Origin of the sequence: Sphingobium sp. CFD-1, assembly GCF_024611115.1 — a bacterium.
Lineage (GTDB): Bacteria > Pseudomonadota > Alphaproteobacteria > Sphingomonadales > Sphingomonadaceae > Sphingobium > Sphingobium baderi_A.
The window spans coordinates 2,151,799-2,166,327 of sequence record NZ_CP084398.1; the positions used below are offsets into that span (position 1 = coordinate 2,151,799).

The 14,529-nt window shown below is 62.8% G+C and carries 16 protein-coding genes; 9 read left to right on the forward strand and 7 right to left on the reverse strand.

The window, feature by feature from the left end; all coding sequences use genetic code 11:
- Nucleotides 1-194: 194 nt before the first annotated feature.
- Nucleotides 195-986: a BON domain-containing protein gene (locus LDB26_RS10935; RefSeq protein WP_257538397.1), complete on the forward strand. Its 792-nt coding sequence runs from the start codon at nt 195-197 to the stop codon at nt 984-986.
- 573 nt (nt 987-1,559) lie between these two features.
- Complete coding sequence (locus LDB26_RS10940; protein ID WP_257538398.1) at nt 1,560-2,156, forward strand: HdeD family acid-resistance protein; 597 nt, start codon at nt 1,560-1,562, stop codon at nt 2,154-2,156.
- 2 nt (nt 2,157-2,158) lie between these two features.
- On the opposite strand, the gene LDB26_RS10945 is transcribed toward LDB26_RS10940, so the two are convergent.
- Genes LDB26_RS10945 through LDB26_RS10965 form a run of 5 tightly spaced genes read right to left on the reverse strand, consistent with a single transcriptional unit; the run spans nt 2,159 to nt 6,322 of the window.
- Nucleotides 2,159-3,166: a copper resistance protein B gene (locus LDB26_RS10945; RefSeq protein WP_257538399.1), complete on the reverse strand. Its 1,008-nt coding sequence runs from the start codon at nt 3,164-3,166 to the stop codon at nt 2,159-2,161.
- Nucleotides 3,163-4,995: a copper resistance system multicopper oxidase gene (locus LDB26_RS10950; RefSeq protein WP_257538400.1), complete on the reverse strand. Its 1,833-nt coding sequence runs from the start codon at nt 4,993-4,995 to the stop codon at nt 3,163-3,165. Before LDB26_RS10950 ends, LDB26_RS10945 begins: the two co-directional genes overlap by 4 nt.
- 51 nt (nt 4,996-5,046) lie before the next feature.
- A complete protein-coding gene (locus tag LDB26_RS10955; RefSeq protein ID WP_257538401.1) occupies nt 5,047-5,610 on the reverse strand; it encodes an RNA polymerase sigma factor in 564 nt (187 codons plus the stop codon).
- Nucleotides 5,607-6,047, reverse strand: a complete 441-nt coding sequence (locus LDB26_RS10960) for a periplasmic heavy metal sensor (RefSeq protein ID WP_257538402.1) — start codon at nt 6,045-6,047, stop codon at nt 5,607-5,609. Before LDB26_RS10960 ends, LDB26_RS10955 begins: the two co-directional genes overlap by 4 nt.
- The gene (locus tag LDB26_RS10965) at nt 6,044-6,322 is read right to left on the reverse strand and encodes a hypothetical protein (protein WP_257538403.1); all 279 of its coding nucleotides are present in this window, start codon (nt 6,320-6,322) and stop codon (nt 6,044-6,046) included. The genes LDB26_RS10960 and LDB26_RS10965 overlap by 4 nt, the downstream gene beginning before the upstream one ends.
- 129 nt (nt 6,323-6,451) lie before the next feature.
- Between LDB26_RS10965 and LDB26_RS10970 the strand changes: the two genes are divergently transcribed.
- The 5 genes from LDB26_RS10970 to LDB26_RS10990 all read left to right on the forward strand — a co-directional run bounded on the left by LDB26_RS10970 (nt 6,452) and on the right by LDB26_RS10990 (nt 11,192).
- Entirely contained in the window at nt 6,452-6,856 is a 405-nt protein-coding gene (locus tag LDB26_RS10970) for a copper resistance protein CopC (protein ID WP_257538404.1), read from the forward strand.
- A gap of 5 nt (nt 6,857-6,861) precedes the next feature.
- Nucleotides 6,862-7,767 carry a copper homeostasis membrane protein CopD gene (gene copD, locus LDB26_RS10975; protein WP_257538405.1) on the forward strand — a complete coding sequence of 302 codons (906 nt, stop codon included), beginning with the start codon at nt 6,862-6,864 and terminating at the stop codon, nt 7,765-7,767.
- A gap of 69 nt (nt 7,768-7,836) precedes the next feature.
- Nucleotides 7,837-8,085 carry a DUF2933 domain-containing protein gene (locus LDB26_RS10980; protein WP_257538407.1) on the forward strand — a complete coding sequence of 83 codons (249 nt, stop codon included), beginning with the start codon at nt 7,837-7,839 and terminating at the stop codon, nt 8,083-8,085.
- A gap of 11 nt (nt 8,086-8,096) precedes the next feature.
- Entirely contained in the window at nt 8,097-8,747 is a 651-nt protein-coding gene (locus LDB26_RS10985; RefSeq protein ID WP_257538409.1) for an isoprenylcysteine carboxylmethyltransferase family protein, read from the forward strand.
- A 78-nt stretch (nt 8,748-8,825) separates the two neighbouring features.
- The gene (locus tag LDB26_RS10990; protein WP_373886105.1) at nt 8,826-11,192 is read left to right on the forward strand and encodes a heavy metal translocating P-type ATPase; all 2,367 of its coding nucleotides are present in this window, start codon (nt 8,826-8,828) and stop codon (nt 11,190-11,192) included.
- A gap of 305 nt (nt 11,193-11,497) precedes the next feature.
- On the opposite strand, the gene LDB26_RS10995 is transcribed toward LDB26_RS10990, so the two are convergent.
- The gene (locus tag LDB26_RS10995; RefSeq protein WP_257538411.1) at nt 11,498-11,635 is read right to left on the reverse strand and encodes a hypothetical protein; all 138 of its coding nucleotides are present in this window, start codon (nt 11,633-11,635) and stop codon (nt 11,498-11,500) included.
- A 256-nt stretch (nt 11,636-11,891) separates the two neighbouring features.
- On the opposite strand from LDB26_RS10995, the gene LDB26_RS11000 reads away from it, so the two are divergent.
- Together LDB26_RS11000 and LDB26_RS11005 are read left to right on the forward strand one after the other, a co-directional pair.
- A complete protein-coding gene (locus LDB26_RS11000) occupies nt 11,892-12,395 on the forward strand; it encodes a DUF305 domain-containing protein (protein WP_257538413.1) in 504 nt (167 codons plus the stop codon).
- Between the two features lie 257 nt (nt 12,396-12,652).
- Complete coding sequence (locus LDB26_RS11005; protein ID WP_257538415.1) at nt 12,653-13,645, forward strand: zinc-dependent alcohol dehydrogenase family protein; 993 nt, start codon at nt 12,653-12,655, stop codon at nt 13,643-13,645.
- 225 nt (nt 13,646-13,870) lie between these two features.
- Here LDB26_RS11005 and LDB26_RS11010 read toward each other — a convergent pair whose 3' ends face one another.
- Nucleotides 13,871-14,434, reverse strand: a complete 564-nt coding sequence (locus tag LDB26_RS11010; protein ID WP_306812027.1) for a flavin reductase family protein — start codon at nt 14,432-14,434, stop codon at nt 13,871-13,873.
- Nucleotides 14,435-14,529: the final 95 nt, after the last annotated feature.

Consider the following 14,529-nt stretch of genomic DNA (forward strand, 5'->3'; position numbering starts at 1 on the left):
CTCTCACACCAGCATGTCGCGATACAGGAACGCGACGTCCAGGAGCACCGAGAGACTCGTAACGCCCTGCTTGCGCATCAAAACGAGCGCGATGAATCTCGGCGGTGCGGAAGCCGATCCCAGATGCTTATGCGTGGACGACCCGCCAGTAAAACTCCGGAATGCCGGCCCTGCAAGCCCGGCTTAGAAGGCCGATGCGCGACGAGTTGCCTCTACAGGAGTCAAATTCCGTCGGAGCGAAGGTAGTTTGCGCCTGTCTGTCACATGACACCTGTAAGGAGGATCGTCGATCAAGACGCGCAGCTTCCCTTTGTCGATCGCTTTGGAGAACATCATGTCCCCAGGATAGTCATCTTCAACAGTCCGTGCTCGCCGAGCTGAGCTGGGAACCGAGCGTGACCGCCGCCCATATCGGCGTCACTGCGAACGCAGGCGTCGTGACGCTCACGGGCCATGTCGAGAGTTTCGCGGAAAAGCAGGCAGCCGAGGCTGCGGCCCGCAGGGTGAAGGGCGTCAAGGCCGTGGCCGAAGAGATCGAGATCCGGCTCCCCTTTGATAGTCAGCGCGATGACGACGATATAGCGGCAGCCGCAGTCGATCGGCTCGCCTGGGACGTGTCCGTTCCACGCGACGCCATCAAGGTACAGGTTGAAAAGGGGTGGATCACCCTGACCGGCGAGGTCGACTGGCACTATCAGAGGGACAGCGCCGAACAGGATATCCGGCGGCTGCTCGGCGTTATCGGCGTGTCCAACCAGGTCACGATCAAGCGCAAGGTCGATGTCTCGAATATCAGCGACGAGATCATGCACGCGCTCCATCGCTCCTGGTTTTTCGACCCGAAGACCGTCACGGTCAGCGCGCAGGAGGGGAATGTCGTGCTCGCCGGAACGGTTCACTCGCCCCATGACAGGCAAGTCGCTGCGGCAACGGCATGGGCCGCGCCGGGCGTGACCGATGTGCGGAACGACATCATCATCGCGTAAACGCGCGTTGGTCGGCTCTGGTAGGCGACGATATCGTTGCGAAATGCGCTGGTCGATATGGCGCATCGCCGTTCGCCACACCAGAACGGCCGCGCTCTCGAATATTTTCTCGGTGACCGTCCGGCTCTCGTTGAGCGTCGAACTCTCGGATAACAGGTCGTAGGTGCACAGATTTGCTTTCGAGCATCTGGCGGCCATGCAGCACATGCTCATCGCCCGGGTTCCCCCCGCCACCGGGCGGTGAAGCTGCTCGAAAATGGTGATATCGAGTCCCGGGCATTCGCATCACGGATCAGGAAAACCGCCGTCGCAAGGAACACGATCGCGCCGCCGCCAAGGTAGACTCTGGCTGGCTACATAGGGTCACAAGCCATGGGTCGGGATTTCCTCGTCGGCGGCGACATCTGGCAGCTCCTGCGACGGCGTCGGCATTCGCGCCGACATTGTCTGGACAATGCGCTGAACTGACCCTCGGGGCGCCAATCCGTAGATAAACGGAGTGTGCGGGACACCGCCGGAGCCTAGCAAGCAGTCGTTGGGCGTTGGACCGCACACACAGAGGAGACGAACATCATGATCAACACGCAAGGATCGCGCTTCGGCGACGGTCCGGCTTCGCTGGAGCAACGCGGCGCATGGTGCTGGTTCACGGTGCTCGGCATCGCACTTATCCTGCTGGGGGCCATCGCCTCCGCGAATCTGTTCATCACGACCGTTGCAGCGACTTTTTACGTCGGCGCCATCATGCTCGCCGCCGGCGCGTTCCAGATCATCCATGCCTTCGGCGTCAAAAAGTGGGCGCGGTTCGCATTCTGGCTCCTGAGCGGCCTGCTTTATCTTGCGGCCGCCGTCGCGATGTTCCTCGATCCCCTGTTCGCCGCCACCCTGCTCACCCTGTTCCTCGCCGTCTCGCTCGGGCTCTCCGGCGCGCTGCGCCTCTTCATAGCATTGACAACGCGCACGCCGTCTGGTTGGGGATGGATGGCCGTCTCGGCCGTCGCGAGCATTGCCGCCGCGCTGGTGATTGCACTCGGCTGGCCAGTCAATTCGATCTGGGTTCTCGGACTGATTCTGTCGATCGACCTGCTATTCCAGGGGGTCGCCTTCTTGCTGATCGGTCTGTCCCTGCGTAGCGCCACGTTCGGACCGCGCGCTTCGGGCTGGCGGTAGGGCTAGAACCAGAACCTAATCCCAGAGACGAAGCTCGTGGATGACGCTCGTTCTCCTGCGGCCCGCGCGATGCGCGCCGTCTCGCCGAACCTTCGGTCCCAGGAAACGCCGACATAGGGCGCGAATTCCCTGGCGACCTCATAGCGCAACCGCAATCCGAGCTCGAGATTCGAGAGGCCGGCGCCGATCCCATTCTCGGGGATGTTCTGCGCGGCAAAATTGGCTTCGACGCGGGGCTGGAGGATCAGCCGCTGGGTGATGCGCTGATCAATGTCGCCTTCCACGCGGGCCAGCACGTCACCCTTGGTCGACACAAAGGCTGAAGCGCCAAGATCGAACCAATAGGGCGCGAGGCCTTCGATCCCGATGCTGGCATAGGTGCGGTTCGGTCCCTTGCCGAAGTCCTGCCGAACACCGCCCTGCACGTTCCAATAGGGATCGACCGCATGCGACCAGAGCGCCTGCACTTCGCCTTGCTCGACCGGTTCGCCGAAGCTACCCTCACCTTCAGATTTGAGCGCCAACCGGTCGATGTCGCCGCCGAACCATGCGCTCGCGTCCCAGCGGTAGCCATCGCGACCCTTGCGCGCCTGATATTCAGCCAGATTGAACAGTATTTTATGGAAGGTCATGCCGCCATGCTCGCCCAGCAGATTGGCCTGGGCGGCGGCCATCGCCTGCGGATCGAAATAGCGATCGGCAGGCCGGTCGATCACAACCGGCGGTGGTGGCACGCTGCCGGGGTCGACGTCGGTTCCCGCCGGGCCAGCGGGCTTGCCTGACGCCGCGGCAGGCATCAGCATGGCGCCCATGTCCCGGCGATCCTGCGACTGCGTGTCCGGGTTTGGCTTGGCGTGACCAGCATGCGGATCGGGCAGCGTCGCCGGCTGCGCCGGCATCGCTATGGTCGACATGTCGTGGCCCTGATGGCCCGACTGATCCGTCGTCTGAGCGGACACCGATGCGGCGAACAGGAGTGGCGAAAGCCCGAGAAGTCCGAGCGCGTTCATGCGGCATCTCGCGAATTGCGCACTTGCACCACGCGGATCATACCCGCGTGCATGTGGAGGAACATGTGGCAGTGGAACGCCCAGTCGCCATAGATGCCGGTCATGTCGAAGCTGACCTTGCCGCCCGGCGGCACGTTGACCGTGTGCTTGCGCGGGGAATGATCGCCATGCCCCGTCACCAGCTCGAAGAAATGGCCGTGCAGGTGGATGGGGTGGTTCATCATGGTGTCGTTGATAAGCGTTATGCGCACCCGCTCGCCGGTGCGAACCGGGATCGGAGTCCGTGATTCCGACAGCGTCTGGCCATCGATGGACCACATATAGCGTTCCATGTTGCCCGTGAGATGCAGTTCGACCTCGCGCGCGGCAGCTCGGACGTCGGGATTGCGATCGAGCGCGACCAGGTCGCGATAGGTGAGCACCTTGTGTCCAGCACTTTCCAGGCCGACGCCGCGTTCGCCAGTGCGGTCCATCGGCATCGGTGCGATGGTCTGAACGCCTGGTCCCAGCACCACCTGCGGTGCATTGACGCCATCGCGCATCTTCATCGAATGCCCAGACGCGCTGGCGGAACCATGATGCATTGGCGCGGCATGGCCCGCACCATGACTCATTCCGGACATATCCATCCCGGGCATGTCCATACCCACCATTTCTTGCCCGGCCTGGCCGCTCGGCCCGGTCGGCGCTTCCATCGCGCCCATGCCCATGTCCGTCATCGTCAGCAGCGGTCGATCGCGCAGCGGCGGCACTTCGCCGGCCATGCCCTCGCGCGGCGCGAGCGTGGCGCGCGCCATGCCGGAACGGTCGATCGCCTCGCCGACGATGGCGAAGGCGCGGTCTTCAATGGGCGTGACGATGACGTCATAGGTCTCCGCGATCGTCATCTGGAGCTCATCGACAGCAACCGGGCGGATCGGATGCCCATCGGCGGCAACCACGGTCATTTGCAGGCCCGGGATGCGAACATTGAAGATCGTCATGGCGGCGGCGTTGATCAGCCGCAGCCTCACCCGCTCGCCCGGTTTGAACAGCGCGGTCCAATTGTCCTGCGGACCATAGCCGTTGACGACATAGGTATAGGCCGCACCCGTCACATCAAGGATGTCGGTCGGGTCCATCCGCATCCGCGCCCATTCCAGGCGATCAGCGTGCTTCTGGTCCTTTCCCCCGAGCAGCCCCACCAGCGTCTGCTTCTGTCGGTTATAGTAGCCCGGCTCCTGCTTGAGCTTGGTGAACAGCTTGTGCGGATGCACGAAGCTGTGGTCGGAGAACATCACGACATGTTCGCGATCATAGGCGATCGGATCGGCGCCCCTGGGGTCAATGACGATCGGGCCGTACTGCCCCATCGCCTCCTGCAGACCCGAATGGCTGTGATACCAGTAGGTGCCCGACTGCGTGATCGGAAACTCATAGGTGAAGGATGAGCGCGCGGAGATGCCGGGGAAGCTCAGGCCCGGGACGCCGTCCATCTGGAAGGGCACCAACAGGCCATGCCAGTGCAGCGACGTCTGCTCATCCAGCGCGTTATCGACGGTGATTCGAACGGTCTGCCCTTCGCGCAGGCGCAGCAATGGGGCAGGAACGGTGCCATTCATGGCGATCACATGTGCCTGCCGTCCGTCGACCTTCACCGTCTCGTGCGCGACCCGCAAGGAGATGCTGTCGCCCGAAAGCTCGGGCAAGGGTTTGGCGATACCGCGCGATACCGGCTGCGCCCAGACGGGCATCCACGCGGCAAGCGCAAGGGCCCCGCCGCCAAGGCCGGCGCCACGCAGGAGCGTCCGGCGATCAAGGGCCGGTAGCGAGACGGGAGAGGTCGTCATGGACGGGCTGCCTGTTCGGGATCTGTTGTGCGCCAATACGCAAATCGCGCTTCAGGCCCTCAAAACTTCCTGCAATTTGTTTCGCGCGCGATGAAGCCGCGTTTCGACGGCTTTCTCGGTGATGCCCAGGATCGCGGCAGCTTCTGCTTGCGACGCCCCCTCGATGGCGCGCAGCACCAGCACGTCCTTGAGCTTTGCGGGCAGTTTGACCATTGCGTGCATCACTTCGGCCAGTTCCTGGCGGTCACTGGCTTCGCGCTCGACGTCGGCGGACGTGTCAACCGGATCGGGCGCGCCTTCCAAGGGCGCAGCAAAGGCGAAGAGCGCACGCACCTTTCGGCGCCGTCCCCAATCCCGACATTTGTTGAGCGCAATGCGGGTCAGCCAATGTTTCATCGGTCGCGACCGATCGTAGCGCTTCAGCGCCGCAAAGCCGGCGATGAAGGTCTGCTGTGTGATATCGAGCGCCGCATCGTCATCGGCGGTGTGCGCGCGGGCGAAGCGGAAAATGGCTTCGCGATGCCGGCGCATCAATTCGGTATAAGCGCTTTGCCGCCCCCCGATCGCCAGCGCCGCCAGTTCGCCGTCCGAACATTCGGCGAGATCGAGGCTCATTTTGCCTCGACGGTCAGCGCCTTGACCACTGCGTCGTCAAAACGTGTGGCCTGCTCGGGTCGGAGCACGCCACGCATCGCGAAGATATGCTCGAGCGTCACCTTCTGCAGTTCACCCATCGCCTTGTGTGAGCGGTCGATGGCAGCGCTGACCTGCAGGCCGTAGCCATGTTCGGTCTGGATGGCCTGCGCCAGACGGGCATTGTCGGCGCGCAATTCCAGTTCGAGCGCCTGTTTCTGGATGGCGAACCGGGCTTCGATTGCCTCTATCCTGGTTTCCTGAGTGGGATCAAGATCGAGCTCCTCGTGGAGCAGTTGATGGAGCTCGCTTTCGACCGGCGGCGGCGCCACGATATAGCTGCGGCCGACAAAGACGCCCGCCAATGCCGCGCCGAATGCGATCAATATAACGAACAGGAAGCGGGACCGATCGGTCATCGCGCGCCCGCCAGCAATGTTGACGGTGCGAGCGCTGCTGGAGCGCCGAACGGAAAGGCGGTGGTTGCCGCAGTTGCGGGTTCACCCGGAAAGCTCGATCCTAGGATGCCGGTCACAAGCGCGACGGCGGCGGCCGTGACGAACAGCCGCCCGGACGAGCGATCGCCGGCCAATTGCTGATTCAAGCCATTGAGTACCGCTGCATCGATCGCGTTGAGCCGGGGATCCACCGGCAACGCTCGCAGGCGCGCGAGCGCGTTTTCTATATCTGTCATTCTGTTTCTCCGAACTGCGCGCTTCGTCATACGCAAGGAATACTCCGACCCCTCAAATTAATGGCCGCACGATCCGAGGGGTGAGCGCTCGGCCTGCGTATGGACAGCGAGATATCCGAGGAGCGCTTCATGAAGGCCATCAAAATCATCGCCACTGCCCTCGCCGCCGCCGCAATGACGACGACCATGCCCGCGCTGGCGCACCCGAGGCTGGTTGCGTCGATTCCCGCCGCCCAGGCATCCGTTGCTTCGGCCCGGCAGGTCATGCTGCGCTTCACCGAACGGCTATTGCCCCAGTTGACCGGTCTTGAGATCACGCCTGCCGGCATGGCTGGCATGCCGCACTCGGATCATATGGCACACATGGCCATAACGTCTGTGCCGGTAGTGAAAACGACAATCTCCTCGGATGGCAAAACCCTCATCGCGACTTTGGCGAGCGCATTGCCGCGCGGCGGCTATATCGTGACCTGGCATGCGGTAGCCGCAGACACCCACCGGGTCGAAAACCACTTCGCCTTCACGGTCAACTGAAGGCCATGTCCGAGGGGCCGGTCATTGCTGTCCGCTTCGGCCTCTTTGCGATCGAGGGGCTCCTGTTCGGCGTCCCGCTCTTCGGTCTCTACGCCCTGCGTGCGCCGCAACGGGGCCAGATCCCGTTCCGAGCATGGCTGATCCCGCTCAGCCTATGTGCTGCAGGCCTGAACATCGTCGGCTTTGCCCTGTTGCTGGCCAGCATGTCGGGCACATCGATCGACGGCCTCGACCTCGAACTTGCCCGTTTGATCCTGCTGAACACTCGGGTTGGCTGGGCCTTCGCGCTGCGGCTTGCCGCGACCATGCTGGCCTTGTGCCTTGTCCTGCTCGCACCGGTGCGTCGAACAGATACGATGGCCAGCGCTGCCGCGCTCAGCGGTATCGCCCTCGCATCGCTGGCCTGGAACGGGCACGGTGTCGCCACAGAAGGCGCATTGGCATGGCCACATCTCCTTGCCGACATCGTGCATCTTCTGGCCGCAGGCGCATGGATTGGCGCCATTGCCTGTTTTTTCTTCATAGTGGGTCGCCCAACGGCCTCGCTCGTTGACTTGGCGGTCGCGCAGCGATCCCTCAGCGGTTTCGGCATCGTGGGGTCGATTATCGTCGCGCTGCTGATCGCGACCGGCCTGGTCAACGGCATGGCCGTCCTCGGCGCACAACCTTTTAGCCCTCCCTCCGGCTCGACCTATATGGTTCTGATGGGCGGCAAGCTTGCGCTGTTCGGCCTCATGCTGGCGCTGGCTGCGCTCCACCGGTTTCGGCTTGTTCCTCTGCGATCGAGCGTGCTTCCAGCCTCGAGAACGGCGCTGGGGCGGATCAAGGCGACCATGGCGGTGGAGTTTGCCGCCGCAGTCCTGGTCCTTGGACAGGTTGCGTGGCTCGGAATCCTGGAACCAGGCTGGTGACCAGCTTCAGCGCCCCTTCGCAAGGCAATGCGTGCCACCAAGCTTCCCCTCGTCTCGAAGGAACACCCCATGTCGGATCATGAGGCCCATTACGGCGGCAAGATGTCGGGCCGCGCCAAACTCATCTTCGTCGGGTTCGCCGTCGTCGCGGGCTATTATCTCTTCACCGAGCATACCGCGCATGTGCTGAACGCGCTGCCATTCCTGCTCTTCCTGTCCTGCCCGATCATGCACCTCTTCATGCACCATGGTCACAAACATGGCGGCGGGACTCCTTCAAGCAAATCACAGGGGACCGGTGACGCCGGTGTGCAATGATGGAGGGCACCATGGGCGCGCATCAAATGCAGGGCTTCGGCCTCTGGGGCCTGGCCTTCGTCAACTCGATGGTGTTCATTCTGTTCGCTCTGAGTTTCTTCAAACCGCAATCGGCAAGGGACTGGCGCAGTTTCAGCGCGTTCAGCGCCTTTCTCGTCGCGCTCTTCGCCGAAATGTACGGCTTCCCGCTTACCATCTACCTGTTCGCGGGCTGGCTCCAGTCGCACTATCCCAGCGTCAACTGGTTTTCGCATGATGCCGGCCATCTGCTCGAGATGATGTTCGGATGGCGGATCAACCCGCATTTCGGTCCATTCCACATTGCCAGCTTTGTCCTGATCGGCGGTGGTTTCTCGATGATCTCGGTCGGCTGGGCCGTGCTCCATGCGGCGCAGCAACACAACGCAATGGCGACCACCGGCATTTATGCACGGCTGCGGCACCCGCAATATGCCGGCTTCATCCTCATTCTGACCGGGTTCCTGCTGCAATGGCCGACGCTGCTGACGCTGGCCATGTATCCGGTTCTCGTCGTCATGTACGTCCGCCTTGCCCACCACGAAGAGAAGGTTGCGATCGCTCAATTTGGCGATGCCTATCGCCAATATATGGCGCGCACCGGCGGCTTCTTTCCGAAATGGCGAACCTCAAGCCCGAGATGAACCGTGTTCCGGCAAATGAGGGCTTGACCCTGACATGATGTCAGACCCCACATGACGCTGCGTTGAAGGAGAATCGATATGACATCGACTGATCACAAGGCGCATCATCATGGTGCGGGCTGTTGTGGCAGCAACACGAAAGCGAGCGGTACGGCCACTGCCTTTGATCCGGTGTGCGGCATGAAGGTCGATCCAGCAGCGACCGAGCATCATGCGACCCATGCGGGCCAAGGCTACCACTTCTGTAGTGCAGGATGCCTGTCGAAGTTCGTCGCAAACCCGGACCAGTATCTGGACAAGAAAGACGTGCCACCGGCCCGTGCCGTCGCAAACGCTGTCATCTACACTTGCCCGATGCATCCCGAGGTGCGGCAGATCGGACCCGGCTCCTGCCCGATCTGCGGCATGACCCTCGAGCCGGCAATGGTATCGGCCGACAGCGCCCCCAACCCCGAGCTCGCCGACATGACGCGCCGTTTCTGGGTGGCGCTTATCTTGACCATTCCGGTCTTTGCTCTGGAGATGGGCGGGCATCTGACCGGCCTTATGATGTTCGTGGGCAAGCAGACATCGAACTGGATCCAGTTTTTCCTCGCAACGCCGGTCGTGCTGTGGGCGGGCTGGCCGTTCTTCACGCGCGGCTGGTCCTCGCTCAAATCTCGCCATCTCAACATGTTCACGCTGGTCGCCATGGGTGTAGGCGTCGCCTATGTCTACAGCCTCGTTGCCCATTTCGCGCCATCGCTGTTTCCGCCCGCCTTCCGGGATTCGATGGGCACGGTGCCGGTCTATTTCGAGGCGGCCGCCGTCATCACTGTCCTGGTCCTGCTCGGCCAAGTGTTGGAATTGCGCGCGCGTGAGCGCACGTCCGGCGCGATCAAGGCCCTGCTTGATCTGGCGCCAAAGACCGCCCGCAGGGTGACCGCCGCTGGACAGGACGAGGAAGTCACGCTCGACCTCGTGATTGTCGGCGATCATCTGCGGGTTCGGCCCGGCGAGAAGGTGCCGGTGGACGGCGTCATCGCCGAAGGACGAGTATCGATCGATGAATCACTGGTGACCGGCGAATCCATGCCGGTGACCAAAGAAGCAGGCGCCAAGGTCATCGCCGGCTCGCTCAACAAGACGGGCAGCTTCGTCATGGTCGCCGAGAAGGTCGGGAGCGAGACGCTGCTTTCGCGGATCGTCCAGATGGTGGCCGACGCGCAGCGCAGCCGTGCGCCGATCCAGCGCATGGCCGATCAGGTCTCCGGCTGGTTCGTGCCCGTAGTGATCGCGGTCGCGCTGATCGCGGCCGCCGCTTGGGCGGTGTTCGGTCCCGACCCGCGCCTGACCTATGCCCTCGTTGCCGCCGTTTCGGTGCTAATCATCGCCTGTCCCTGTGCCCTTGGCCTTGCCACGCCGATGTCGATCATGGTCGGCGTCGGGCGCGGCGCGCAGGCTGGCGTACTCATCAAGAATGCCGAGGCGCTGGAACGGTTCGAGAAGATCGACACGTTGGTGGTCGACAAGACCGGAACGCTGACCGAAGGCCGACCCGCTGTGACTGGTATCCGCACCATCAGCGGATGGGACGAGAACGAGATTCTGCGCCTTGCGGCCAGTCTCGAACGGGGCAGCGAACATCCGCTGGCTGACGCCATTCTGCGCGCCGCGCAGGACCGCAAGCTGGCGCTCGAACAGGCGAGCGATTTCGACTCGCCTGTCGGGCGCGGCGTGACCGGCACAGTGTCGGGCAAGCATATCCTGCTTGGTGGCCCGCGGTTCATGGCGGAGCAGAAGATCGATACGGCTGCGCTCAACGAAGCGGCCGAGGCGATGCGCGCCGAGGGCGCGACCGCGATCTTTGCCAGCGTCGATGGCAAGCTTGCCGGACTTCTGGGCATAGCCGATCCTATCAAGGAAACTTCGGCTCAAGCCGTCCGCGAGCTAAAGGCAGACGGCATCCGTATCGTCATGATGACCGGGGACAATCGCACTACCGCTCTTGCCGTTGCGGCCCGCCTTGGCATCGATAATGTCGAGGCCGAGGTTCTGCCCGAAGACAAGGCCAGCGTTGTGCAGAAGCTGCGCTCCGACGGCCGCAGCGTCGCCATGGCGGGCGACGGCGTCAACGACGCCCCGGCGCTGGCGGCAGCCGAGGTCGGGATCGCCATGGGAGCGGGGGCGGATGTCGCCATAGAAAGCGCGGGGGTTACGCTGCTGCAAGGCGATCTCAACGGTATCCTGCGCGCGCGGCGGTTGTCGCGCGCCGTGATGCGCAACATTCGCCAGAACCTGGTCTTCGCCTTCGCCTATAATGTCGCGGGCATTCCGATCGCAGCCGGCGCGCTCTATCCAACCTTTGGCTGGATGCTCTCGCCTGCCATTGCAGCGGCCGCCATGGCGCTGTCATCGGTGAGCGTCATCACCAATGCCTTGCGATTGCGGGTCATTCGTCTGTGATCGACCTGCCTCGTCATTTCGAAGCGAGCGCGCCAACAGCCGGGTCGGTGGAAGGTATCCTTGTCATTGCCGACGAACCGGACCTGCTGGCCAAACATATGCGCTGCCCATCGTTCATGAAGGGTGGCGGCAGCATCCGTGCACCTCGATGCTCTAGCGGGGAAAGAGGTCGGTTCAGTGATCCTGGGGCAGCCAGCGCGATAGGTCGGATCATGCAACATTTCCCAGCGAACGAGACCTTTTCCAACGTCCTTGGGTGTCGCGATAGTCAGCGAAGGAAATAGGCTCCGCATGTGGCCGACATTTCAGGTGACGACCACCGGAACGTCGTGAACGATCGCCGCTTCGCCGATCAGCAAGTCTGGAGAGAGCGCATGATGATCGTGGGCTTCCGCTAACATCGCGATGAGCAGGTTGCTGTCGAGAAGGGCGTCTGCCTTCAAGAGTCCTGCTCGCGTCCCGCCTCGAACGCGGCGTTAGCCTCTTCCAAGCTTACCCGCAGCACCACCGGCGGGCCGAGCCAGGGTAGGTCCGAGCTGAACCAGCCGACCTATTTTGGCGACCGCGTCCTGCGGCACATAGCCACGCAGCGCGTCTTCAACGACTGCTCCAAGTCGCGCCTGAAAAAAAATCGCGGAGATTGGAGGGGAAAATGCGCCGCCTGCGTATGGCCTAGAACGATTTCACAGGAGCAGAACAATGAAAGCAGTCACCCTCGCAGCCTGTATGGCCCTGACTTTGGCCAGTTCTCCATCGTTCGCCCAGCCCGGGCCGATGCCCACTACGGACCATGACCACGGTCAGGTGCAGCCCGCCCCAACGCAACCGGCTCTTCCACCGGATACCCACAGCGAACATGACCATGGCACCGCGGCAGCCGGTTCGATGGGCGGCATGGGCGGTGGCATGCAGGGCATGGGTCAGATGCCGATGATGGAACCGACCGCTGCCAATCCTTTCCCGCATGTCGAGATGAAGATGCACATGGCGATGATGCATGCGATCGGCGCCGACGCGACGGAAACCTATGTCCGCAAGATGATCGAACATCATCGCGGTGCGGTGGAGATGTCGCGGCTAATCCTCGCCGGCAAGCCTGAGGGCGCCGTGAACCGGATGGCTACGCAATCCATTACGGACCAGAACCGTGAGATCGATGCCCTGCAGGCGTGGCTGCGCCAGAATGGCAAGACTGTGCAATGATGCATTAAGGCGAGTAAACCAACGAGGTTCATCCAAGGGAGCAGCCCACTCTGAAACCGAGACGCTTGGTCTTGCGCTTACAATGGTGCTGGCGGGGGCCGCTGCCTCGCTGGATCCTTCAGTATATCGTTCTTCCAGCCAGCGTCATGTGCCGCGACGAGAGCTTCATCGCGTTGCGTAAGTCTACCTAGCGCGCTGTCCGGCGAGTCGTGCGAGACTTACCGTGCCGTCAATGAAAGGATCATGACATGGGCCAAATGCATGCCATGCAACTCGACGGACCCGGCAAGCCTTTGCGCATGGTCACGCGGCCGCTGCCTGTTGCCGGTCCGGCACAGCTCCTGATCAAGGTGCTCGCATGTGGCGTCTGCCGCACCGACCTACATGTGCTCGACGGGGAAATCCCGGCCCATTATCCGATCGTCCCGGGCCACGAAATTGTCGGACGCGTGATTGCCATGGGCGCAAGAACGGCAGGTTTCGCGATCGGCCAACGTGTCGGTGTCCCCTGGCTCGGCCACACCTGCGGCGTCTGTAGCTTTTGCAGGAGCGGTCACGAGAATCTCTGCGATCAGCCGGAGTTTACCGGCTGTACCCGCGATGGGGGCTATGCCAGCCATGTCGTCGCGGACGCACGCTATTGCTTCCCGCTGCCGGATCGCTTCACTGACGTGGAGGCTGCGCCGCTATTGTGCGCCGGTCTGATCGGCTGGCGCGCGCTGCGTCTCGCCGGCGACGGGCAGAGGATCGGGCTGTGCGGTTTTGGCGCGGCTGCGCACATCCTCGCCCAGGTCGCGACATGGCAGGGGCGCGAGGTCTATGCCTTCACCAAGGCCGGCGACGAGGACGGACAGGCGTTCGCGCGGTCGCTCGGCTGTATCTGGGCCGGGTCGTCCGAGGCGGCCCCTCCCGTTCCGCTCGACGCCGCACTGATCTTTGCGCCGGTAGGAGCGCTGGTTCCGGCCGCGCTAAAGGTCGTACGCAAGGGCGGCCGCGTTGTCTGCGCGGGCATTCACATGAGTGACATCCCTGCTTTCCCCTACGCCGATTTGTGGGGTGAGCGCGCGATCCTCTCCGTCGCCAATCTGACGCGCGAGGATGGCACCTCCTTTTTCGAGATGGTGGAAAGGGCGGGGATCAGGACCGTGACCGAATCTTTTCCACTGGAGCGCGCGAACGACGCATTGCGACGGCTGCGCGAGGGTCGATTGACCGGTGCTGCGGTGATCTGTCCCGATCCGGAAACATAGGCCGCGCACGAGACGCTCCCGCGGGCGAACGACGGTGGACCAAAGTGGATGCAAGAGATTGAACCCGCGTATTCCGCGCGGGCATTCCTCATGGGCGATGCGTCAGTATCCCTAATTGTGTGCAAGCATTTAGCCCCTCTCGACTTTGGGAGCATCCCCCCGCACGTGGATGATGCGCCATACGTATTGACGCCAAATCCTTCGCCTGTGCGTCACGGTGGACGATCAGGGCATCCTCGACGGCAGCACGATCGTCTCACCATCCACAACGAACCTGCCGTAGCCGCGATGGTGGATCGTCCGCGGATCATTCTGGGCCGGATTGCTCCAGGCCGCGACGACCTCCAGAATGAACAGATTATATTTGTTGACCAAGCGTGTCTCGACGAGCCTGCATTCGAGATTGGCGAAGCATTCCGCTACCAGTGGCGGCGCCACCAGCGCGGCGGGAAGCTGCGTCAGTCCGATCGTGGCGAACTTGTCGACGTTGCGGCCGGAGCAGTTGCCGATCTCCACGACCTTGGGGGCGAGATCCATGGCCGGGACGGCGATCACGCACTCCCTTGTCGCGCGCAGTGCTGTGAAGCTGAAATCGGCCCTGCTGACAACGCAGGCCAGCAATGGCGGTGTGAACTCCACCATCATATGCCATGACATGGTCATTACATTGCTTCGGCCTCGATGCGCTGTCGTCAGCAGGACAACCGGTCCGGGCTCAAGCAGTTGGTAAACCTCCGGCAACGGGAATGGCCGCATTGGTTCGCGATTGTTGGCGGCGATTGCAGGCATTGCCGTTGCTCCCTCATTTCCGTCTTGCCGATGTTGCGCGGTGTCGCACAACGGCCGGGCTTTCCGCCGAAATCGCCAGCCCTTCTCATGTGCCT